This is a genomic window from Sporomusaceae bacterium (assembly GCA_031460455.1).
Classification (GTDB): domain Bacteria; phylum Bacillota; class Negativicutes; order Sporomusales; family UBA7701; genus Anaeroselena.
Genome location: JAVKTQ010000004.1, coordinates 18,857 through 40,534 on the forward strand (window position 1 = coordinate 18,857; position 21,678 = coordinate 40,534).

Genomic DNA, 21,678 nt, shown 5'->3' on the forward strand with positions numbered 1-21,678 from the left:
TCAGTCCTCCTGTTGTTCGATGATGAGTTCGAGAAATGTTCCTGTCTGTCGCCCCGGCCGGCCGCGCTTACCCAGGCGCACCCCGCCCAGCCAGATGATCCCCTGTCCGTCGGTGAACACCGGGATGCTGCCCCGCAGATGCCGCGGCACCTTGGCATCGATGAGGAATTCCTTCACCTTCTTGCCGTCCGGCCGGAAGCGATCCCCCGCCTGGCGGGTGCGGACACGGATCGGCGGCGTCAGTTCCTCCCAGGCGAACACCGCCCTGTGCGGCCCGTCGCCCATCGGCGGCTCCGCCGACAGCCTCGCCGTCACCGTCATGCCCAGCGCGGGCAGCGGCGTCGTCCCCGGCACGGTCAGCGCGATCCCCGGCGGCCCGATAGGCGGCGCCGCCGGCAAAGGCGCGGCCGCGAAAACCAGCCGGCCGTATTCCCGGCGGACGGTAAGCCCGCCCGGCAGTTCGACCGCATTGCCGGTCGTTCCCGCTAAAGCTAATTCTAATAATTTTTCCACATGGAAAAAGCTTATTCCTTTTAAATCGCCGCGATTTTTTGCCACCACCTGGCGGAGAAGCTCCCGGCGCAGTGCGACAGGCAGCGCCCCCAGCGCCTCGCAGTCGACCGTCAGCCCGTCCCCCTCGCCGCTCACCACCTCAGGCCACGCCGCCAAAGCCGCGGCGGCCACGAAATCGTGCTCGTCGCCGACCAGCTCGGCGGTGCGGCACAGCGTAGCCGCGATATTGGCGTTGAACACCGCCGCCAGCCTAGGCATAAGCTCCAGGCGGAGATAATTGCGCAGATACTCGGTCGAAAAATTGGAACTGTCCGTCCGCGGCATAAGCCCGTTTGCGCGGCAGTACGCCTCGATCTCCTCCCGCTCCACGGCCAGCAGCGGCCTGATCACGCCGCCGGCCGCCGGCTTCATGCCGCCCAGCCCGGCGCCGCCCGCCCCGCGGAAAAGGTTCAGCAGCACCGTCTCGGCCTGGTCGTCGCGGTGGTGGCCGGTGGCGATCAGCGCCCCGCCCAGTTTCGCCGCCGTCTCCCGCAGGAATCTGTAGCGCAGCACGCGGGCCGCATCCTCCAGCGAGCGGCCCTCGGCGGCGGCGAAAGCGGCGGCGTCAACTTCGGTATCGTAAAAAGGCAGTCCCAGCGCGCCCGCGAACTCGCGGACGAAAACGGCGTCGGCGTCCGATTCCGCCCCCCGCAGCAAATGGTTGACATGGGCCACCGCCAGGAAAAAGCCGTATTCCTCCCTCAGCGCATGCAGCGCCTGGACAAGGGCCAGCGAATCCGCCCCGCCCGAACAGGCGGCCAGCACCCTGTCGCCCGCTCCCGGAACGCCGTGGCGCCCGATCCATTCCCTAACCGCGGTCAGCATTGGCCTATCCCTTTCTTCAAGCCGTTGGCTAGCAAAAGCCGGTAAACGGTCACACTCACGAAAATGCCGAAAGCGATCGCGCCGGCGGTCAGCAGCGTCTGCACCGCCATCTCCGTCGCCGGCCCGTACCGGCCCTCAACCACATAACGCATCGTCGTATACGCCTCCCGCCCGGGCACGAGCGGAAAGAATCCGGGGATGATAAAAATCGTCGCCGGCTGGCGCAGCCGCCTCGCCAGCGCCTCGGCCGCCGCCCCCAGGGCGATGCCGCCGAAGAAATTCGCCGCCACCGCGTTCGTGCCCGACGCGATCAGCAGCACCATCACCAGCCACGCCAGCGTAGCGTTGAGCGCCCCGTAAAGCAGCAGATTGCGCGGGATGCGGTACAAAATACCCACCGCCGTTCCCATCACGAACACCGCCGCGATCTTCATCATCATCGCCGTCACCTCACATCACCGCCAGCACGATAACCACGCCCATCGCCACCGCCACCGCCGTCATCGCCGCCTCCAGGCCGAGCGACACCCCGCTCAGCAGATCGCCCGCTATCACGTCGCGGATGGCGTTGGTGATCGCCATCCCCGGCACCAGCGGCATGATGCCGCCCACCACGATGACATCGCGGTTCAGCCAGGGCCAGAGATAAACAGCCAGGCTGCCGAGCATGGCCGCCGCCAGCGCCCCGAGAAACTCGAACGTGAACTGCACCCCGTGCAGGCGCGAAACAACATGGGCAATATACCGCACCGTCATCGCCGTCAGCAGCGCGGCCGCCATCTCGCCCGACCCGCCGTCCTGCAGCACGGCGAAACTGCCGCCCACCAGACCGGAGGCGACCATCGACGGCACGAGCGAAAAGCCCGTCCGCTCCTTGGCGATGCGGTCCAAAAGCGCCAGCGCCCCGGCGTAATCGATCCGGCCGTCGGCCAGGCGGCGCGACAGCTCGTTAACCTTCGCGATGCGGTCGAGATTGATCGTCCGGCCCTTGATCCGCCGCATCGTCGTCAGCGGCCGGCCGGAAAAATCGGTCACAGTCAGAAAAACCCCCGTCGGGATGACGAAGCACTCCGCCTTATCGGCGCCGCAGGCGCGGGCGATATGGTACATCGTCTCCTCCACCCGCGAAGTCTCGGCCCCGTTGCGCAGCAGCACCTCGCCGGCCAGCACGGCCAGCCTGACAATATCCTCGAGCGGCACGTCCTTCACAGGTTCACGCCCTTCCGATTCTTTGCCTTGGCTACATTCTCCCGCCGTCCGCCGTTTTCCTGCAATATCGCCGACCGCGGCTCTTTTGCCGCTCCCCCATAGTATCGGCCGCGCAAAAACCCCCTATGCGGGCGGAAAACCGCGCACAGGGGGTTCGATAACCGTGCAAAACCCGATTACCAGCCGTGGCAAACCTTCTTGATGGCGTGATACGCTTTCTTGCCGCCCTTGTAAAGCTCCTTGCCGGCATATTTGCCGCCGTGATAAGCCATCTGGTCGACCATTGCGAACTGGCTGCCGGAAGTGTCGTACCAGAACTCGTTTTCGACGGCATTTTTCGCACCGTTGTAATTATACTCCACAAATTCCTCCCCAAATTCGCGGGTTAGCTTCCACGCCTCCTTGAAAAAGCCGCTGCCGCCAGCCACCTTGTCGAGGTCCGCGTCGCTCAGCGCCGGAGGCCGGAAGGGGATTACAACATACAACGGGTTATCGGTCTGCTCAAACACCGCAACCTTGAAATTCGCCGGGAATTTGACCCCCAGCGCGGCTGAGGCCGTCGCCCGCGGATCGGCCAGCAGGGCCTGCTTGAAGGCCGGATCATGCCAGGCTTTTGCCGCCAGCAACCCGCGCGGCGTCGTGCGCTGCGATTCCGGGAGATGATCGGGATCGACCAATACCATATTGACCGAATCGGCGGTGTCTTCCAGCACCCGAACCTCGGTGCCTGCCGGCAGCTCCACGCCGAACTCGCGGGCGATCACCCCGCCGGGATCGCGTTTCAGTTCCCCCAGATAAGCTGGATTCTTCCACGCCTCACGGATAACCGCCGCGCTCTTCTCCTCGATATGCGCGTTTTCCATGTCCTCGACCACCCTTCGCCGCAAACGTTCTGAGAAAATTATAACTCTAGGCTATTTTTACGTCAAATAATTTCTGCCGCAATACGTCAAAAACCGTGGCCCGCGGTTTGCCCCGCGGCCACGGCCAATCTTCGTCGCTATTTACCCTCATTGCTCAAGCCCCGGCTTCTCCGTCACCCGCGCCACCAGCACCGTCATGTCGTCGCGCCGGTTCGCCCCCGAAAGCGCCACAGCCTCCTGCAGGATGCGCTCCGCCAGCTCCTGGGGGTCGCCGTCCGGCAGCCGCCGCAGGAAGTTCGCCACCCAGGCCTCCCGTTCCAGGCCGCGGCCGGGCACCTCCACAACCCCGTCGCTCACCATCACGATAATATCGCCCGGCGCCAGCAGCCACCTCACCGGCTCGATCTCCACCTGCTGCATTATCCCCACAGGCAGCGACGACGACTTGACCGTCGCCACCTCCCGCACCCTTTTCACGAAACTGGGGGCCGCCCCCACCTTCAAAAACTCCGCCTCGCCGCCGGCGGTATCGATCACCGCCATATCCACCGTCGTAAAGCTCTCCTCCGGCAGCTTCAACAGCAGCAGCGAATTTACCGTCTTCACCGCCACATCCACCGCAAACCCGGCCGTCAACAAACGCTCCAGAAACCGCACCGTCGCCGCGCTGTCCCCGGCCGCCCGGCTGCCCGTGCCCATACCGTCGCTCAGCACCAGCGCCACCTGACCGCCCGGCAGCGGCAGCACGGCCGCCGTATCGCCCGACACCTTCTCCTTTGCGGCGCAGGCCAGCCCCGTCGTCACCCGGTAGCGACCCGCCGACCCCATCGCCAGGCGGCACAGCTCCCGCCTCCCGGCGTCGCCGCACTCCGTCTCCAGCGTCAGCCTCTCCCCCAGCAGCGTCGCCGCCAGCGGCAGCACCGTATTGAGGCACTCCCGCCGCCCCTGGCACGGCTGCTTCGTCACCTTCACCAGCCGCCGGCCGCCGCCATATTCCAGCCCGGCCGTCTCCAACGGGCATCCGCCGGCCGCCGCCTGCTCCTTCAGCGTCGCCGCCAGGGCAAACTCGGCGGCCTCGCCCCGGCTCACCTCTCCGGCCAGATTGCGGATAATCGTTCCCACCGCCCGCAGCTGCTCGGCCGCCAGCACCCTAGCCTCGGCCGCCTTCTTGTCCCAGAAAGACAACGCCCTGTTCCTGTCGGCGGCGGCATTGACCGTCTCCGCCAGCTCCCGCCCGTGCTCGCACCGCTCTTTAAGCGGCTCCGGCAGAGCCGCGCTCGTCAGGCGGGCCTTGTCCGCCGCCGCCAGCGCGGCCTGCAGCGCCTGGACCGTGCGCTGCCGGTCCTGCTCCCAGCACGCCGCCCGCCGGCGACAGGGGCCGCAAACCTTCTCCCCCGCCGCCGCCAGCAGCCTGTTCATCTCCTCGTCCCTCACCAGCGCCCCGTTCTGGGCCGCCCGCCGTCCCAGCACCGCCGCCAGGCCGGCGAAAATATCGGCCACTCGCGCCAGCTTGGCCGCCGCCTCGCGCGCCGGCGACGCCGCGCGTTCCTCGCCCGCCTTCTCCTTCAGCCCGCGACGCCACACCCGCAGCCACTCCACCGGCACAGCCGCAAACGCCACCGCCGCCACCGCCCCCTCGGCCAACACCTTTGTCAGCGCCACCGGCTGGGCGAACTCCAGCACGGCGATCGCGCCGCCGAGCAGAAACCCGGCCATCACCGCCAGCTTGCCCAGCGAGCGAAACGTCGCGGCCAGCAAGCCGGCGACGCCGTAAAGACCGATCGTCAGCGCCGCGCTGCCGTCAGCCAGCCCGGCCACCATCCCCACCGCCACGCCCGCCGCCGCCCCCAGCCCCGCGCCGCCGGTGAACGCCAGCAGCATAATAACCAGGCTGCTGGCGACATTGCGGAGGCTGAACCCCGCCACCGCCACCTCGCCAAAGCCGGCCGCCGCCGCCGCCAGCATCACCACCAGGCACATCACCGTCTCGCTCCCCGCCGCCCGGTCGGGCCGGCCGTCCACGAGCGGCAGCGCCGCCGCGAAAATATACGTCAGCACCACGCACAGCGCCGCGTCGAAAAACACCAGCAACAGACTGTAAAGCGGCGCCTGCTGCCACAGCACGGCCATACCGCCGCCGAAAACCACCGCCGCAAACACATAAAGCGGCACGGCCTGCAGCTTCCGCTGCTGCCGCGACAGCCTGTCCGCCAATTTGGCGTACACGAGCATGGCGAACAGATACAGCCCCGCCTCCACAAAACGCCCCACCGACAGCATCCCCGCCAGCGCCGCCACTGCCGCCGCCGGCGCCCGTCGCCGCGCCGTCAGGGCCACCGCCGCGCAAAACGCCAGACCGAAAGGCGCCAGTTCCCCCACAATCGACACCCGGCCGAGCAGAAAAGCCAGGACATTGAACGGCAGATCGGCCGGCCGCACCAACGACGACATAAGCCAGGCGGCGAGCGCGGTCCAGCTCGTCTTGCCCGCCCGGCCGACAGGTTCGGCCGCGGCCGTCCCGCCGGGTATCGTGACAACCGTTCCCTTAGGCATCTAATCCCTCTCCCGGTAGTGCATCATGCTACTATTTTACATAATTTACCACCAGTCCGTTTGTCTAACCGCGTCGCGGGAACGAAAAAAAATCCGACAAGAACCGCAAATAAAAAACGCGCCTCCGCTCGCCTTTCGCGAGCGGAGGCGCCTCAATATCAATTCCCGGCTTCCAGGCTTTCCGACAGCAGCAGCTTGGCCTGCCGCGAAGCCCACTTGATCTCGTTCGCCGTTACCGCCACCTCCAAGAGCGCATGCAGGTAATAACTGCCCGCGAGCCTCGGCTGCCATTGCTCGATCGCCTTGGTAAGCGTTTCCCAGTAATCCTCGCTGATCTCCTCCGCGGCAGCCGTGCCGCCGTCGACAATTACCGACCTTAGCTTGCCGTTCAGCCTGACAACCGTCACGCAGCCGCTTGCCAGCAGGCTCAAAATCGCCCTGAACTCGTCGCTGATCGGCGGATCGCCCGAATTTATCCGCCGCTCCAGCCGTCCCGGCAAAAGATCGATAATACGGTTGCCCTTGTGGGTGATCGATTCGTTATAATCGATCAGCTTTTCCGCCAGCGTAAGCCATCCGGTCGGCTCGGCCGCCTCGGCGACCACCGTCCGCTCCCTGCTCAGCAGCTCCAGCAGCCTGCGCGCCTCCTTGTTAAGCTTCTCGACCCGCGCTCTTTGCGCCGTATCGCCACTGTACTCCTTACCTTCGAGGCCGACATACTCCTGCACCGCATGGCAGAAATACAGCACCGTCGCCTCGTTGCTCTGCCGCAGCTTCTCCTTGAGCTGCTCCGTATACCGCGGCGGCCACAAAAACACATTGACAAGCATCGCCGAGCCCAGCCCCACGAAGATAACTCCCGTCCGCGCTAAAGCGTGCGCCATAAACTCCTCGGTGCTCGAACTCAGCACAAACAGCGCCGCCACAATCCCCATCGTTATCCCGCTGTTAAGCTTCAGCTTACTGAACAGCGTGATAAGCAAAATAACGATCAACCCCGCCGACAGCGGATTTACGCCCAGGAAAAGCCCGAAAAAGAAACCGGCCGCTACTCCCAGCACATGGACCAAAACCTGGTTCCGCGCTTCCCGCAGCGACAAAAAAATCGACGGCTGAATATTTATCACCGCGGAAACCGCGCCGAAGAACGCGGGCTCCAGCCCCAGCAGCTTGCACAAAAACATCGTTATCGCGACCGCTATCCCCGTTTTTATAACGCGCGCGCCTATTCTCACTCTGTCCCCCCTTGGTCCTCGCCCCCGTCGGTCATGCCACACTATCGGCATGGCCCGGCGGAAACGGACCGCGTCCCGCCGGGAACCTCCCGGTCTACGCTTAGGTTACTGGTAATTCTCGTCGTTTATTCCCAATTCCTGCAACATCGTCGGCGGGACGGCCACAAAAAAGAGCATCCCGTACGGGATGCTCCCTGTTGGCCTGGGGCTACTCTGCCCGGCGGGCGCCGCGGCCGCCGCGCTTCGACTCCGTGTTGCGCTTCAGGTCGGTCAGACGCTCGTCGCTATCCTTGAGGAACTTGGTGAGCTTGTCTTCGAAAGACGCCGGCGGCATAAAGCGGCCCGGACGTCGGCCCTCGGTGGCAGGAGGCTTCCTGGTGCTGGGTTCCTGGAGCTGCTTGATCGATAGGCCAATCTTGCCGCGTTCGTCCACCGACAGGACTTTCACCTTGACCTTGTCTTTTTCCTTGAGAAAATCCTTTACATCGCGGACATACACGTCGGCAACCTCGGAAATGTGTATGAGGCCTACCTTTCCTCCCGGCAGCTCTACAAAGGCGCCGAAGTTGGTTATCCCTGTCACGACTCCTTCAACCACACTGCCAACCTGAATGGACATGCTGCTCAAAGTTCCTCCTTAAAGACTATAAATACTATGTTTTGCAAACATATTATACTCTTGGCGCGGAAAAGGTGTCAAGAAAAGCGCCAGTTATTAATTTTTTTCCACCGGGATATACGGAACCTCCCCCGGCTTCACAAGCCCCAGCTCCTCGCGGGCCAGCTTCTCCACATAAGCGGGCGTCGTCAGCTTGCCCTTCTCGTCTGCGAGCGATTGGTTCGCCTGGCGCAGTTGCTCCAGGCGTATACGGGTGGCCTCCGCTTCGCGGTTCAAAGCGTTCATCTCGATCTGCTGCCCGGCCAGCACATACAGGCAATAACCGACGACGGCCAGCACCGTCACGCGGAACCAGCGGATGCGATATTTCACTGGACGTTTGGGAGCCGCCATACCGCCACCTCTGAATACGGCTATTTCAGCATCAATATATTCGACTATTCGCCGCACTATGTAAACATTCCTCTATTATAGCAGATTTTCTCACCGCGGCGGCATGGCGTCGTCCGGCGGCGGGCGGCGGGCCGCCAGCTTCCTCCTGGCGTAGCGGACCGGCCGCGCGGCCAATCCGGCCAGATACACCGCCGGCCTGACGAACAGATACGCGACAGCTGTCCTCACCGCTCGCGCCACGCCCGCCGTCAGGCGCAGCAGCGCGATGATAACGCGGACGGCCTGCCGGCTGAGCAGGCGGTAATAGCCGAACGCGCCGAGCGCCAGGCCGATGAAGGTATACAGCCTAAGCTCGCCCCAGTTGCCGAACAGCAGCGCCAGGAACACCACCCCCGTAGCCAGCAGCCAATAGCCGAGATCGGCGAGGGACGTCAGCAGCCACGGCGGCCGGAAAACCGTTCGCAGCACGCGGTAAAAATCGAAGGTCACCCCCAGGAGCATCCCGGTCGCGACCGTAATCACAAACGCATCTATCTGCCCCTCGGCGTTCATCGCTTCCTCCCCCATCGCCTAGCGCCAGCGCCACGAACGGTGGCGCCTGAGCAGCCTAAGCCCCGTATACGCCGCCAGCGCCAGCGTGGCCGGCGCCCCCCAGGCCGCCGCCCGGCGCGCGTCCTCCCAGCGTCCCGCCGCCCGGTCGCCGGACGGCGCCGGCAGCCCCGCATACCCGTACCAATAGGCCACGACCCGCGCCACATACTCCTGCGTTTCCGGGTACGGCGGCGCCCCGCCGCAGCGGTCCACCGTCCCCGGCCCCGCGTTGTAAGCGGCCAGCGCCAGCGCCAGATCGCCGCCGTACCGGCGGACGAGCTCGGCGAAATACGCTGTGCCGACGCGGATGTTAAGCTCAGGGTCGAAGTAACAGCCCGGCCCGCACTCCCCTTCGTGGCGTCCGCGGCACGCCCCGATGCGGCCGTTCACCTCCCGCCACGTCCCGGGGATGACCTGCATCAGACCCGCCGCCCCGGTTCGCGACACCGCCCGCGGCTGGAAAGAACTCTCCGCCCGGATGATGGCGGCCACCACCATGGCGCTCACCCCCTCCTGGCAGGCGCAGAGATTTATCAGCCCGGCATAAGGAACCTTGTCTACCTCGCGCCAACGGACCGCCGCGGCGTTGAAATCGCGCCGCGCCGCCTGGCGGCAGACGCCGGCCGCCCAGCCGGCGGCGAAATACAGCGCCGCCTCCGCCGCCAGCAGCGCCAGCAGCAGATACCACCCCGCCATCCAACCGGCCCGCAGTTTCAGACGCACCCCCGCCCTATTTCAGCAGCCTCTCCAGGAGGCCTTTCTTCTGCCGCACCTCGTCCTCATAAGCTACCGACCTGACCGTGCCCTCCACCATGATATTGCCCTTTTCGAGATTGAGCTGCTTGATATTCAGCCCTTCACCCCTGACGGTGAGCATACCCTGCTCCGTCTCCATCACAATCTCCTTTTCGTCGAAACTGCCCAGGCTCACCACGCCCTCCACCGTCATATCCTCACGGTCGGTAAGCGTGAACTGGTGTCGCCACCGCGGCGTTTTGTCCTCCAGCGGCATGCCTCTCCCCTCCCCGCGTATGAATTCGTTTATGTATATGACAGACGCCGCGAAAGTAGTACAACATATAGACCATTGCTAAACCCCGTACACGGCCATACTAATAAAAAACCGCAAGGAGGCCTGGCCGTGGATCTCGCCCTCATCTGGGACAAAACACTCTTTCTCCTCACCCACGTCACCGTCTTCGAGCTGCCGCTCGTCCTGCTTGTCACATCCGCCGCCGCCTATGTCCTTTCCCGCGTCCTCGACACGCACAACGCCAGGGCGCGCGAAGCCAGGCTGGCCCGCCGCGTCGCCGCCGCCTACGCCGGCCTGCTCGCCTTCCTCATCACCGCCCGATTTTTCCTCACGTAAACGTGGTAAACGGCTGTTATATCAACGGCCGTAACTCACTTGTGCTCGCCGACGCCGATAATCGACACCCTCACCTTCACCTCCACCGGCGCCGTCGAGTAAATCTCCTCCCAGCGGTCTTTTATCCGCTCCCAGTCCTTCGGCTTATAAGCCTGCAGGCTCTGTTTGAAATAGAACATCTCCCACCCCAGCTTCTGGGAAACCGCCAGCGTGTGCCGGATATTGCGCTCCACCTCGTCCGCCGCCCGCTTCTGCGCCTTGCCGAGGTATGCCGCGTCCAGCGTGTCGTGCTGGTGGCCGCACTGGATCTCGTCCAGGTTGCCCCGCATGGCGATTTCGAGCGTAAACCACACCCTCTCCCCCGCCACGTGCGGCTTGAGGATTGTCTGATGGCGGAAAAGCTCGAACGTCGTAGCACTCCCGGGGTGGGTCGGGCACTCGAAGCTGATCGCGGCCGATTTCTCGGTCGCCCGGATAATCCTCACCCCCCGGATGAAATACTCGTCCTGATAGCCCAGGAACTTATCCCCCTTGAACAGCGCCCCCCCCTTGGCCTTCATCGTCTCGCCCGCCGCCTCCAGCACCGGGAACATCATATCCGCCCTGTTGTCCAGGGCCAGGGAGGCAAAGCTGATGTCGGTGCGGGCAATGGGCAGATGAATGTCCTTGGGATACCTCCTGGCCACGTTGGCCAGAAATACGCCGCCCGGTTCGCCGGACGGCGGCGTGATCGCAAGCAGCTTCGCCGCCTCGCCGGGGGTGATGTAGATTTGGGCCCGGCCGCGCATCTCCGCGTCGCGGCGGTAGAAGTCCACGACCGGCGCCAGACCGTAGCGCTCGGCCACTTTCTGGCTGAAAATCAGCACCTGGAGATTCTCGAACCACAGTCCCTTGCTGCTCTCGCCCAGCGCGTCGCGCACCGCGTCGAGCATCGTCGGCCCCCGCCCCGTCACCAGGAAAGTCCGGCCCCCGCCGCCCCCCGGTCTGTCCTGCCCCCCCTTCGCTTCGCCGAACCGCAGCACCTGGAAGGTCACCCGGTAGCGGTCGGGCGGGGCGGGGTGGGCATAGCTCTCCACCTTCGCCTTGCCCGGCTCCTTGTCCGCCCCCTCCTCGGCCACATCCACCGCCACCGCCAGCACAAACGCCCGGTCCTGGATCTCCACCCGGTCCCAGCAGCCGGCCGTCAGCAGGCAGACGGCGGCCAGGACGGCCGCCAGGGCCGCCCGCCGCCAAGGGCTACAGCCCCTTGCCCTGTCCCGCATCGCGGCTCCGCCCCCTCCACCAGACTAGCGCATAAACCAGCGGCGTCACGCCGAGCGAAAACGCCAGCCCCGCCCACTCCGTCGCCGTCCGCAGCCACTCGAACACCGCAACGTGGTGGGCGGCGTCGCCGAGGAAAAACAACAGCGGCGCCAGCGCCAGCACGAAAGGCCGGTGGTCGGCGAAGCGGTACAGCCGGGCGAGCGACTGGGCCATCATATACAGCGCCAGCGTCAGACTGGCGAATATCCCCTGCACCCAAAAAACCAGGAAATAGGTGTCCAGCCGTTCCAGGAAAGTGCCCGGGATCTCCACCGTCCGCACAATCGTTAGCATCGTGAACGGGCTGTTCCTCGCCCCCTCCAGTGTCAGCACGCCGATATCCAGCACGATGCGCAGTATAAATACGCTGGTGGCGAGAGCGAAGGCCCCCGCCACCGCTTTTGCCGGTTTAACGTTCCCCTTGTACACCAGCGGCAGCAGCAGCAGCACGCATTCGTACCCCTGGAAGAGGTTCCAGGAGTGCAGCGCCCCCGCCGCCACCCCGGCCGCGTTCTCCGGCCACAGCGGCAGGAAGTTGATGAATCTGAACCTCAGCAGGCTGACCGCCAGCAGGAACAGCCACGGCGGCAGAGCGGTGAAAAAGACGAACTGAACCACCCGCACGATCGTGCCCCAGTCCTGCAGGCAGCAGTACACGCACACCAGCAGCAGCCCGGCCTCCACCACCTCGAACGGCGTGCGGTCGAACATGAAAAACGTGATCTCCCGGCTCACCCCCTGCAGCACGAGGCTTGCCCACAGAAACAGGACGAGCACGAACAGCCACACCACCGCGCCGCCGAGCCATCGCCCCAGCAGGCGCGGCAGGTACTCGGCAAAGCTCTCGTCCGGAAACGTCTCCCCCAGCTTTATCATCAGCCAGGCCGCGCCGTAGAACAGCGCCCCCCCCGCCAGCACCGCCAGCCACGCTCCGTGGCCGCTCGCCGCCTGGATGGGCTCCATAACCCGGCCGGAGATGCCCATCATTGATGTCGCGACCACAATCGCCAGCTGCAGCGGCGACATCCGCGTCTTCACTTCGAGATTGGCCATATCAGTCCCCCACCCGCGAACGGTCCTGCGATCCGAAAACCTTCGGCCGCGACCCCATCCGCGGCGCCGGCGCCCGCACCAGCTTGTCCTGCATATCCTCCGCCGTCGTCACGTCGAACACCCCGCCCAGAAAAGACTCGCCGAAGCTGCGCAGGCTGCACATATGGACGATAATCGCCAGATACGCCAGCACCAGCCCGTAGAAACCGAGCACAGATGCGGCGATAATGGTGGGAATACGCAGCCAGCGCAGCGCCAGCCCCAGGTTGTAGGACGGCATCGTGTACGAAGCGATCGCCGTGCCGGCGGTGGCGACGACAAGCAGCGCGTTGACCAGTCCGGCCTGGACGATCGTCGTGCCGATGACGAAACCGCCGACGATACTCGCCGCCGGCGCGATCTTCTGCGGTATGCGGAGAACCGCCTCCTGAAAAAGCTCCAGGATGACCTCCATAATGACGACCTCCATGAAAGCGGGATAAGGCGTTTTCGCCCTTAGCTCGGCGATGCTGATCGCCAGCGCCGTCGGCAGCATCCCCGGATTGTAGGAGACAATCGCCACATACATCGCCGGCAGGAAGATGCCCAGCGCCGCGGCGATATAGCGGGTCAGGCGGATCAGGCTGGCGACCGCCGGCTGGACGGTGAAATCCTCGGTGCTCTGCAGCAGCGACGGCAAAGTACAGGGAACGATGATGGCGTGGGGGGTATTGTCCACTATCAGGCCGACCCGGCCTTCGTAAAGCGAAATTATGAAAGCATCCGGCCTCTCGGTCACAAACGTCTGCGGGAAAGGCGACCAGGGGTGGTCGATGATGAATTCCTCCACCTGGGCGGCGAGCGTGATCTGGTCGATCCGTATCCGGCTGAGGCGGCGCTCCACCTCGGCCACCAGCCCCGGCTTGACGAGATCGGCGGCATAAACGAGCGCCAGGGCGGTCTGCGTGCGCTCCCCGATCTGGAAAATCCTCACCTTGATATTCGCGTCCCGCGCCCGCCGCCTGACAAGCACGAGATTGTCGTTGAGCGTCTCCGTGAACGCGTCGTGCGGTCCGCGGGCCACCGCTTCCGTCTTCGGCTCCTGAACGCCGCGCTTGACGTGCTTGACCGCCCCGACCACGATCCCCTCGGCCAGGCCGTCGACCAGCAGCAGCGCGTTGCCGGTCAGCACCTCCTCCAGGCAGGGGCCGGCGCCGACCGCCACCGTCACCGACGCCGCCGTCAGCACCCGGCCGGCGATAACGTCCGTGTCCGCCAACTGCTTGGGGTCCTTCAGCTTCAGCAGCGGTTCGAGCACCTGTCTCTCCAAGAGATCGCTATCCGTCATCCCGTCCAGATAAACGAGCAGCCCGCCCTTGCCGGCAGCCGTGAAGCTCCGGAACTTCACATCGTCGCAGTCCTGGAATACCTGCCGCAGCAGCCGCTCGTTTTCCGCCAGCCGTGTCGTGAAAATAAACGGCTCGCCCTCAGGCGCCGCCACCTTTCTCAGCCGATCGGCAATATTCGCCAGACTGTCGACGATCTGCCGGCTGTCAGCCAGCAGCCTCTTCAGCCCCCGCAGCTGCCCGGCCGTCGCCGCCAGCGACGCCGGGGCGAAACTGGCCGACAGCCGGAGGATGTCGCCGACCCGCCGTCCCCTTCTACCCATCGCCCAATCGCACCATCCCCGTCCCCCGCATACACCTTATTCTCCCAAACCCCTACCCCTGGTATACGGACAAAGCCAAGGGCGGCCGTATTATCGGCCGCCCCCCCAGACTACTGCCACCGCTTCTCCACCGTTACTCCCTTGAAATAATGGTTCACGATATCCTCGGGCTTATTGCCCTCCTTGGCCATCTTGTGGGCGCCCCACTGCGACATGCCCACCCCGTGGCCGTAGCCCTTGCCGCTGAACGTAACCTTATCGCCTTCGACGCTCACCTTGTCCAGCAGCATCGACTTAAGCTCCGTGCTGCCGATCTGCACCCGGAAATCGGCGGCGGAAACCTTGACGTCCTTATTGAACACCAGACTCGTCGCCCGGCCTGACGGCCCCTTCTCCCCGATCTCCACGCTGTCGATGGCCGCAACCTTCTGCCCCATCTTGCTCAACGCGGCTATAACCTCCATCTTGCCGAAAGACGCCGTCCAATTCTTCACCTCCGCCGGCGCCAGATCGTCGGGCGACTGCACCGACTGAATATACGGCGGCTCGGCCTCGCGGAAATTCAGCCCCTCCTTGGCGGTCGCGGTGATGCCGCCGGCCGAGGCGTGGAACCACGTGCGGATCGGCTTGCCCTGATAAACGGCCACCATCCCCCGCGTCATCTCCACCGCCTTCTTCACATTGTCGTTCACTTCCTTGGCGTTATAAGCCTGAAACTCCTTGATATCGGTCGACGCCTGCGTGCCGCGTTCCGGCACGCCCCCCTTGTTCTCGATCTCCTCCAGCGTGAACGTCCTGGCGACGATCGCCTGGGCGGCCAGCGCCTGCACCGGCCAGTCGGGATTCATCTCCCCGGCCACCACCCCGGCGATATACTCCTCCATCTTCATCGTCTTCTTCTCGCCCGTCTCGTGCATATACACCGTGATCTGCGGCTCGGTTCCCTGCACGGCCTGCTGCGGGCCGCCGCCGGGCTTCTTCTGCGGCGTCTTGAACATCGAGCATCCGGCGGCCACCAGGGCTGCCGCCAGCAGCATCGTGAGGATGAAAAACCATCGTTTACGCATTGCTGTGCCTCCTTCCGTTTCCCTTAGTATTACAGCGCCAGGCGGCATACTATGCAGCAGACAGCACGCGAAAATCGCCGGCGCTTTATCGCCGCAGCCTGTCCCGGCAGGATATCCGCCGCGCGATAACGAAAGTCTTTCCAAAAGACACTTAGGAGGTAACGACATGTTCAACAACATCCTCGTTCCCACCGACGGCTCGGACATGGCCCTCCACGCCGCCAAAATAGCGCGGGCGGTGGCGGAGAAATTCGGCGGCAACATCACCCTCGTCCACATCGTCCAAAACTACTACGCCCTGCCCGCCTTCAGCATGCCGGACACGGTCGCCATCCCCCTGTCGGTCATGCAGGACCTCGAAGCCACCGGCAAAGCCATCCTCGCCAAAACCGAAGAAGCCTTCGCCGGCTTTACCGGCAAAGTGACCACCAGACTGGAATACGGCCCCCCCGGCAAACAACTTGTCGACATGGTCGTCGACGAAGGCTACTCGCTCGTCGTCATGGGCCGCCGCGGCCTCAGCGGCGTCACCGGCCTCCTCCTCGGCAGCGTCAGCAACCACCTCGTCCACTACGCCCCATGCCCGGTGCTGATTGTCAAAGGTACTGAGAAAATCGATTAGTTCGGACGTTGATAGCTATTATCACTACAATCGATACAAAAAAGGCTTCGCGCATGCACGCGAAGCCTTTTTTATAATCTTCACACCCCCGCCGCAGCGTCCCGGCGGGCCGCCAGGCGGCTGCCGATGATGCCGGCCGCCGCGCTTGCCGCCCGCGGCTGCCCGAGGCTTCGCGCCAATCGGCGCATCTCCTCCAGCGCCTGCGGCCTGTCCAGTAAACCCGCCACCGTCGCCCCGGCCTCCCCGGCGTCGGCCAGCAGCACCGCCGCCCCCCGGTCCACGAGATAAGCGGCGTTATCCTCCTCCTGGCCGGGCAACGGGCTGACCAGCACCATCGGCAGCCCCGCCGACAGCGCCTCGCTGACCGTCAGCGCACCCGGCTTGGTTATCAGCAAATCGGCCGCGGCCATCAGCTCCCTCACCCTGCGGGTATAGCCCAGAGCGACAATAGAATGGCGGGAAGCCCGGGCGATCGCCCGCAGTCGGCGCCGCAGCCCGGCGTTGCGGCCGGCGACGACCACGACCTGCAAAGCGCGCTCGATGCCGTCCAGGCTGCGGACCGCGTCGGCCACCGGGCCGATCCCCAGGCCGCCGCCCATTATCAGCACCGTCGGCTCCCGCGTCGTCAGCCCCAGCTCCCTTGTCGCCGCACAGCGGTCGAGCAGCCGGCCAAAGCTCGCGTCGATAGGGATGCCGGTCGGAAAAACGCGCTCCGCCGCCGCCCCCTGCCGCACAAGCTCGTCCCTCGTCTCGTCGGCGGCCACGAAGTACAAGTCCACCTCATCGTGCACCCACAGCGGATGGGCGCTGAAATCGGTTACCACCCCCACAAGCGGCGCATCCAGCTTGCCCTTGCGGCGCAGGTACGCCGCCGCCCCGCACGGGAACGGGTGGGTGAAAATAATCAAATCCGGGCGGTAGCGGACATAAAGCCGCCGCATACTGCGCTTCATCGCCCGCGCAAGCAGGTGCTGGACCCCCGGCAACTGGCGCGACTGCGACCAGCGGTACAGCAGATCGTACACCTGCGGCGACACGCTGATCATCTTCAGGTAGGTATCTTTGAGCAGCGCGTTCAGGTAGGAATTCTCCTCCCCCATGAAATCGGCGATCGTAACGCGCGCCGCGGGGTACCGCGCCCCGATCTCCGCGCCGATCGCCCTGGCGGCCTGGTCGTGCCCGGCGCCCACGGAGGCGGTGACGATCAAAACGTTCTGAAACGAAAGCGGCATCTCTTGTATCACCTCGGCAGCCAAATCGTCAACCCCTCTATATTACCACACCGCCGGCAGCCGTTCAAAGGGCAAACCGGCTATTTTCGCCCCGCCGGAAAGCGCCCGCAGCGCCGCAAACTCCCCGGTCGGGTTATACCCTATAATATAAACCGCCGCCCCGTTTTTATCAGTCGGTTGGCGCGAAAAGACCGCCCCTTTAAAGGGCGGCCCCCATTTCTGGCAAAGCAAACGAAAAAACCGGGGGATTACCCCGGTTTTTGCTCTATTTATTGCTGTTTACTTCTTGTTTACGCTGTCTTTGAGGCCTTTGCCAGCTTTAAAGACCGGGGTTTTGGAAGCGGGAATGGTGATTTCTTTACCGGTCTGCGGGTTACGGCCCTTCCTAGCGCCACGAGCTTTCACTTCGAAAGTACCGAAACCAATGACCTGAACCTTGTCCTTTTTCGCGAGAGCTTCTTCAACACTGGCGAACAGCGCGTTGATAGCTTTCTCGGCGTCCTTCTTGGTCATCGCGGCTTTCTCGGCAACGCTAGCAACCAATTCAGTTTTATTCACAATCTCTTCCTCCTTGTCAATATTGGTTACTTTTAGCATTATTCGCTACAGCTCTATTTATTCCTCCTCTCCCCAAAAATATTTGTCAAAAATTACTTATTTTTCTTGGTTTTTTGGCCTTTTTGCCTCATTCCAGAGAACATCGAGCTCATCCAATGTCATATTTTTCCACTTAAGGCCCCGTTCCTTCACCGAAGCCTCTATATAAGCGAACCGGCGGACAAATTTACTGTTGGTCGCGTTGAGGGCCGTCTCCGGATCGATATCCAAAAAACGCGCCAGATTGACCACGCTGAACAGCACATCGCCCAGCTCGCCCTCTGTCTTCGTCTTGTCGCCGCCGGCGACCGCCTCCTTAAGCTCGGCCAGTTCTTCAGATATCTTGTCCCACACCGGGGCAACGCTATTCCAGTCAAAGCCCACTTTCGCCGCCTTGGACTGCAGTTTGAACGCTTTCAGCAGGCTCGGCAGCCCGCCCGGCACCCCGTCGAGCACGCTCGTGCGTTCTCCGGGATGCTCGCGGCGCTTGATCTTCTCCCAGTTGACGATGACCTCGGCGGCGTCGCGCACCGTTATATCGCCGAACACGTGCGGGTGGCGGCGCACCATCTTCTCCGTCACCGTATCGACAACATCCTGCATCGAAAAATCGCCGTTCTCCTCGGCGATACGCGCGTGGAAAACGATCTGCAGCAGCAGGTCGCCCAGCTCCTCGCACAGCTTGTCCGCGTCGGCGAGGTCAATGGCCTCCAGCACCTCGTACACCTCTTCGACGATATAACGCCTGAGCGACGGGTGGCTCTGCTCGATATCCCACACGCAGCCGTCCGGGGAGCGCAGCCTGGCCATGATATCCACGACCGGGTCGAGGCTGAACGTTGCCGCCCGCTCTGGCGGCGCCGGCACATACACGCTCGTCAGATGGTCGATCGTCGGCAGACGGTCGAGCTCGTACAGCGGCACCGTCCTGACCTCCTCGTCGGCCAGGCCGAGATTGCGGACCACCGTCACGGCAAAGTCGTCGGGGTACATATCCATCAAGCTCAGCTTGGCGTCCGAAGCCACGCGGCTATTGTACACCTGAGTCACCACCAGCGCCGTCCCCAATGCGGGCGGCAGCGTGGCGATATCGGCGGCGTCCGTCACCGTCAGCCCCGCCACCGGGTCGAGCCCCAGGCGGGTATAGAGCAAATCGAGAAAGCTCATCGCCGGCAGCACCGTGACGCTCATCCCCGCAGCCCCCGCCGCCTCGCGGATGAGGGCCACCGTCCGCTCCGCCACCGCCGGGCTGCCCGGCACGGCGTACACCACCCGGCCCGCTTCCCGGGCCCTGGCCACCACCGCCGCGGTTATCGCCGCATACACCGCCTCGAAAGTTGCGTGCCGTTCGTACAAAGCGTCGAAACTCGTAAAAGCAATGCCCCGCTCCACGAGACCGGCCACCGCCGGATGGCGGGCGGTGCGCAGGCAGAGCGGCGGCCGCGTTTCCAGCAGCGCCAGCGTCTGCCCCGTTATCAGACCGAAATCCCCCGGTCCGAGACCGATGATAACGATTTCTCCCATCTCAGCTCCTCAGCAATCTGAGCGACCGCAGGACAGCCACAAGCTGCGCTCCGATCCGCGGCACCCTTTCTATATCCCGCTGCGTCACGCCGCCGGTAACGAGCTGTACAAGGCCGTAGACCGCGCCGCCGACGCACACCGCCGCCAGCGTAGCGAGCGTATTGTGCGTCAGCACCGCCATCGCCTCGTGATAAGTGAGCAGCACCGCGCCGCCCATCACGGCGGCCGCAAACGCTGTGCGCAGCGTATCCTTCATGTCAATGGCGAACCCTACGTAACGGTACACGAAATACATATTGAGCAGCGCCGCGATCCCGAAATCGGCGTTCGTCGCCCAGGCCGCGCCCTTGATGCCCAAAGCAGGCATCGCCGTCAGCGTCCAGCTCAGCACCACCTTGACCGCGGCCGACACCATCATATTGATGACCGGCACCGCCGTATGGCCAAGCCCCTGCAGCACCCCGGTCGTAACCTGATGGATGCCGAGGAGGAAAATTCCCATAGCCAGAATAGCGATCGACGAATCGGCGTTGGGGGTGCCGAACAGCATCAGCGAAATCGGCTTCGCCAGCAGCCACATGCCCACGAAACTCGGGATGGTGATGAGGTTGGCGATCCGCATCGCGGTAGCCGTCCGCTGATAAACGTGGTGGAGATTGCGCAGCGCGAAAGCCTCCGACACCGCCGGCACAAGGCTGGCCGCCAGCGACGCCGTCAGGATGGTCGCCATATTAACCAGCGGCACCGCCATCCCCGTAAGATAACCGAACAGCTCCGTCGACTGCTCGACGGTATAGCCGGCCACCTCCAGGCGGGCCGGCACGATCAGCAGATCGATATTCGACACCAGCGGCAGCATGATATTGGCCAGCGACACCGGCAGGGCCAGGCGGGCGATGCGGCCGATAATACTCAGGCCCGACTCCGGCTTCGACGCCGGCTGGCTGTCCATCCGCGCCTGGAAATCAGGCCGTTTGCGCCAGAAATAATACACAAGAATCAGCAGCCCGGCCGCCGCGCCGGGAGCCGCCCCGAAGCTCGCGCCGGCGGCGGCGAACTCCAGGCCGCTCGGCAGCAGCAGATAAGCCAGCACGATCATCGTCACAACGCGGAAAAGCTGCTCCACGATCTGCGAGATCGCCGTCGGCGTCATCATCTGCAGGCCCTGGAAATAGCCGCGGTAGCTCGACAGCACCGTCACGAAGAATATCGCCGGCGCCAGCGCGGCGATAGCGTAATAAGCCCGCGGATCGCGGACGAAATGGTGCTCGATCAGCCAACCCGCCCCGAACCACAGCAGCAGTGTGAAAGCCACCCCGGTCGCGGCCAGCACAACCAGCGAAATGCGGAAAACGCGGTTGGCGCCCCGCCAGTCGCCGAGGGCGACCTTCTCGGCGACGATGATCGAAATCGCCACCGGGATGCCGGCCGAAGATATGCTCAGCGCCAGCAGATATATCGGGTAAGCCATCTGGTAAAGGCCGATACCCTCGCCGCCCAAAAGGCGCGACAAAAGAATCCGGTTCACCGACCCGATCAGTTTGACCACGATGCCGGCCACGGTCAGTATAAGTGCGCCCTTCAGGAAAGTATCCTTGCTCAATAGCTTCATTCCTCTCGGATGCCGCCGCCCTCGGGAAGTCCAGGCCGGCAAGTGCACATTATATTATAACAAAATATACTAGGACTTAAAACACTTTCCAGCAAGATTGGCTTATCCGCACCAAATAGAAAAGTAGCGAACAGTGTCCGCTACTTTAATCATTCCTGCCATTCATTGCGACATTTGTTTGGCAAGGAAGCCGGCCGCAGTCTCAGCTAGCTTGACTTCCATATCGCCCATCTGGACACCCTGTTCCTTCGAACAGATAATCACCGCTCCGATCGCGTCGCCTTCGACGATAATCGGCGATATCACCTCGGCGGTGAACTTGCAAACCTCGTCTTCGTCGCAGTCGGTAACGCAGGCCTTGCAGTGCTTGTATTCTCCGGGATTGTTTATCAGGGCCGTTTTCCGCTCCTCCATCACCTTCTCGACCGCCGGCCCCAGTGGCTTACTGAGAAACTCCTTCTTCGACGCCCCAGCGACTGCCACGACATTGTCCCGGTCAGCGATCAAAATTATATGTCCAATAGCGTCAAACAGCGAGTCTGCGTACTCCTTGGCGAAATCTCCAAGCTCGCCGACCGGGGAATACTTCTTCAGAATCACTTCGCCTTCGCGGTCGACATATATCTCGAGCGGGTCGCCTTCGCGAATACGCAAGGTACGCCGAATCTCCTTCGGAATCACAACTCTGCCCAGATCATCAATCCTTCTGACTATACCAGTCGCCTTCACCATTATCCCCCCTTTTCTACAGTTTTTGACATTTCGTTCAATGATAGTATATATCCGCCCCACGGCTTTTATTCATTACCCGC

At 63.6% G+C, this 21,678-nt stretch carries 22 protein-coding genes; 2 read left to right on the forward strand and 20 right to left on the reverse strand.

Translation table 11 applies throughout. The features are described 5' to 3' along the window. The 11 genes from tilS to yabP all read right to left on the reverse strand — a co-directional run bounded on the left by tilS (position 1) and on the right by yabP (position 9,852). Positions 1-1,377: a tRNA lysidine(34) synthetase TilS gene (gene tilS / locus RIN56_08115; protein MDR7866771.1), complete on the reverse strand. Its 1,377-nt coding sequence runs from the start codon at positions 1,375-1,377 to the stop codon at positions 1-3. Next, the gene (locus tag RIN56_08120) at positions 1,371-1,817 is read right to left on the reverse strand and encodes a threonine/serine exporter family protein (GenBank protein ID MDR7866772.1); all 447 of its coding nucleotides are present in this window, start codon (positions 1,815-1,817) and stop codon (positions 1,371-1,373) included. Before RIN56_08120 ends, tilS begins: the two co-directional genes overlap by 7 nt. 10 nt (positions 1,818-1,827) lie before the next feature. After that, positions 1,828-2,586 (reverse strand): threonine/serine exporter family protein, encoded by a 759-nt coding sequence (locus RIN56_08125; GenBank protein MDR7866773.1) that lies wholly within the window; start codon positions 2,584-2,586, stop codon positions 1,828-1,830. Positions 2,587-2,762: 176 nt separating this feature from the next. Next, entirely contained in the window at positions 2,763-3,473 is a 711-nt protein-coding gene (locus tag RIN56_08130; protein ID MDR7866774.1) for an NHLP leader peptide family RiPP precursor, read from the reverse strand. 123 nt (positions 3,474-3,596) lie between these two features. Beyond that, positions 3,597-6,002, reverse strand: coding sequence for a stage II sporulation protein E (spoIIE, locus tag RIN56_08135; GenBank protein MDR7866775.1), 2,406 nt, complete (start codon positions 6,000-6,002; stop codon positions 3,597-3,599). 158 nt (positions 6,003-6,160) lie between these two features. Further along, positions 6,161-7,237, reverse strand: coding sequence for an aromatic acid exporter family protein (locus RIN56_08140; protein MDR7866776.1), 1,077 nt, complete (start codon positions 7,235-7,237; stop codon positions 6,161-6,163). Between the two features lie 208 nt (positions 7,238-7,445). Then, on the reverse strand, positions 7,446-7,856 hold the full coding sequence (locus RIN56_08145; GenBank protein ID MDR7866777.1) for a S1 domain-containing RNA-binding protein: 411 nt from the start codon (positions 7,854-7,856) through the stop codon (positions 7,446-7,448). Between the two features lie 96 nt (positions 7,857-7,952). After that, positions 7,953-8,228, reverse strand: coding sequence for a septum formation initiator family protein (locus RIN56_08150; GenBank protein ID MDR7866778.1), 276 nt, complete (start codon positions 8,226-8,228; stop codon positions 7,953-7,955). A 111-nt stretch (positions 8,229-8,339) separates the two neighbouring features. Continuing rightward, positions 8,340-8,801: a spore cortex biosynthesis protein YabQ gene (yabQ, locus tag RIN56_08155; GenBank protein MDR7866779.1), complete on the reverse strand. Its 462-nt coding sequence runs from the start codon at positions 8,799-8,801 to the stop codon at positions 8,340-8,342. An 18-nt stretch (positions 8,802-8,819) separates the two neighbouring features. After that, complete coding sequence (locus RIN56_08160) at positions 8,820-9,563, reverse strand: lytic transglycosylase domain-containing protein (protein MDR7866780.1); 744 nt, start codon at positions 9,561-9,563, stop codon at positions 8,820-8,822. A gap of 7 nt (positions 9,564-9,570) precedes the next feature. Then, positions 9,571-9,852, reverse strand: a complete 282-nt coding sequence (gene yabP, locus RIN56_08165) for a sporulation protein YabP (GenBank protein ID MDR7866781.1) — start codon at positions 9,850-9,852, stop codon at positions 9,571-9,573. A gap of 129 nt (positions 9,853-9,981) precedes the next feature. Between yabP and RIN56_08170 the strand changes: the two genes are divergently transcribed. Continuing rightward, positions 9,982-10,209, forward strand: coding sequence for a hypothetical protein (locus tag RIN56_08170; protein ID MDR7866782.1), 228 nt, complete (start codon positions 9,982-9,984; stop codon positions 10,207-10,209). Between the two features lie 35 nt (positions 10,210-10,244). On the opposite strand, the gene RIN56_08175 is transcribed toward RIN56_08170, so the two are convergent. The 4 genes from RIN56_08175 to RIN56_08190 form a co-directional block, all read right to left on the reverse strand. After that, the gene (locus tag RIN56_08175; protein MDR7866783.1) at positions 10,245-11,471 is read right to left on the reverse strand and encodes a Ger(x)C family spore germination protein; all 1,227 of its coding nucleotides are present in this window, start codon (positions 11,469-11,471) and stop codon (positions 10,245-10,247) included. Continuing rightward, positions 11,446-12,564 (reverse strand): endospore germination permease, encoded by a 1,119-nt coding sequence (locus RIN56_08180; protein ID MDR7866784.1) that lies wholly within the window; start codon positions 12,562-12,564, stop codon positions 11,446-11,448. The genes RIN56_08175 and RIN56_08180 overlap by 26 nt, the downstream gene beginning before the upstream one ends. Before the next feature lies 1 nt (position 12,565). After that, a complete protein-coding gene (locus tag RIN56_08185) occupies positions 12,566-14,212 on the reverse strand; it encodes a spore germination protein (GenBank protein ID MDR7866785.1) in 1,647 nt (548 codons plus the stop codon). Between the two features lie 110 nt (positions 14,213-14,322). After that, on the reverse strand, positions 14,323-15,279 hold the full coding sequence (locus RIN56_08190) for a SpoIID/LytB domain-containing protein (GenBank protein ID MDR7866786.1): 957 nt from the start codon (positions 15,277-15,279) through the stop codon (positions 14,323-14,325). A gap of 166 nt (positions 15,280-15,445) precedes the next feature. Here RIN56_08190 and RIN56_08195 point away from each other — a divergent pair, with 166 nt between their 5' ends. Further along, entirely contained in the window at positions 15,446-15,901 is a 456-nt protein-coding gene (locus RIN56_08195) for a universal stress protein (protein ID MDR7866787.1), read from the forward strand. An 80-nt stretch (positions 15,902-15,981) separates the two neighbouring features. Here RIN56_08195 and RIN56_08200 read toward each other — a convergent pair whose 3' ends face one another. The 5 genes from RIN56_08200 to spoVT form a co-directional block, all read right to left on the reverse strand. After that, on the reverse strand, positions 15,982-17,133 hold the full coding sequence (locus RIN56_08200) for a glycosyltransferase (GenBank protein MDR7866788.1): 1,152 nt from the start codon (positions 17,131-17,133) through the stop codon (positions 15,982-15,984). Positions 17,134-17,412: 279 nt separating this feature from the next. Continuing rightward, positions 17,413-17,691: an HU family DNA-binding protein gene (locus tag RIN56_08205; protein MDR7866789.1), complete on the reverse strand. Its 279-nt coding sequence runs from the start codon at positions 17,689-17,691 to the stop codon at positions 17,413-17,415. A gap of 96 nt (positions 17,692-17,787) precedes the next feature. Continuing rightward, entirely contained in the window at positions 17,788-19,254 is a 1,467-nt protein-coding gene (gene mazG, locus RIN56_08210; GenBank protein ID MDR7866790.1) for a nucleoside triphosphate pyrophosphohydrolase, read from the reverse strand. A 1-nt stretch (position 19,255) separates the two neighbouring features. After that, positions 19,256-20,866 (reverse strand): polysaccharide biosynthesis protein, encoded by a 1,611-nt coding sequence (locus RIN56_08215; GenBank protein ID MDR7866791.1) that lies wholly within the window; start codon positions 20,864-20,866, stop codon positions 19,256-19,258. Positions 20,867-21,028: 162 nt separating this feature from the next. Next, on the reverse strand, positions 21,029-21,595 hold the full coding sequence (gene spoVT / locus RIN56_08220) for a stage V sporulation protein T (GenBank protein MDR7866792.1): 567 nt from the start codon (positions 21,593-21,595) through the stop codon (positions 21,029-21,031). Positions 21,596-21,678: the final 83 nt, after the last annotated feature.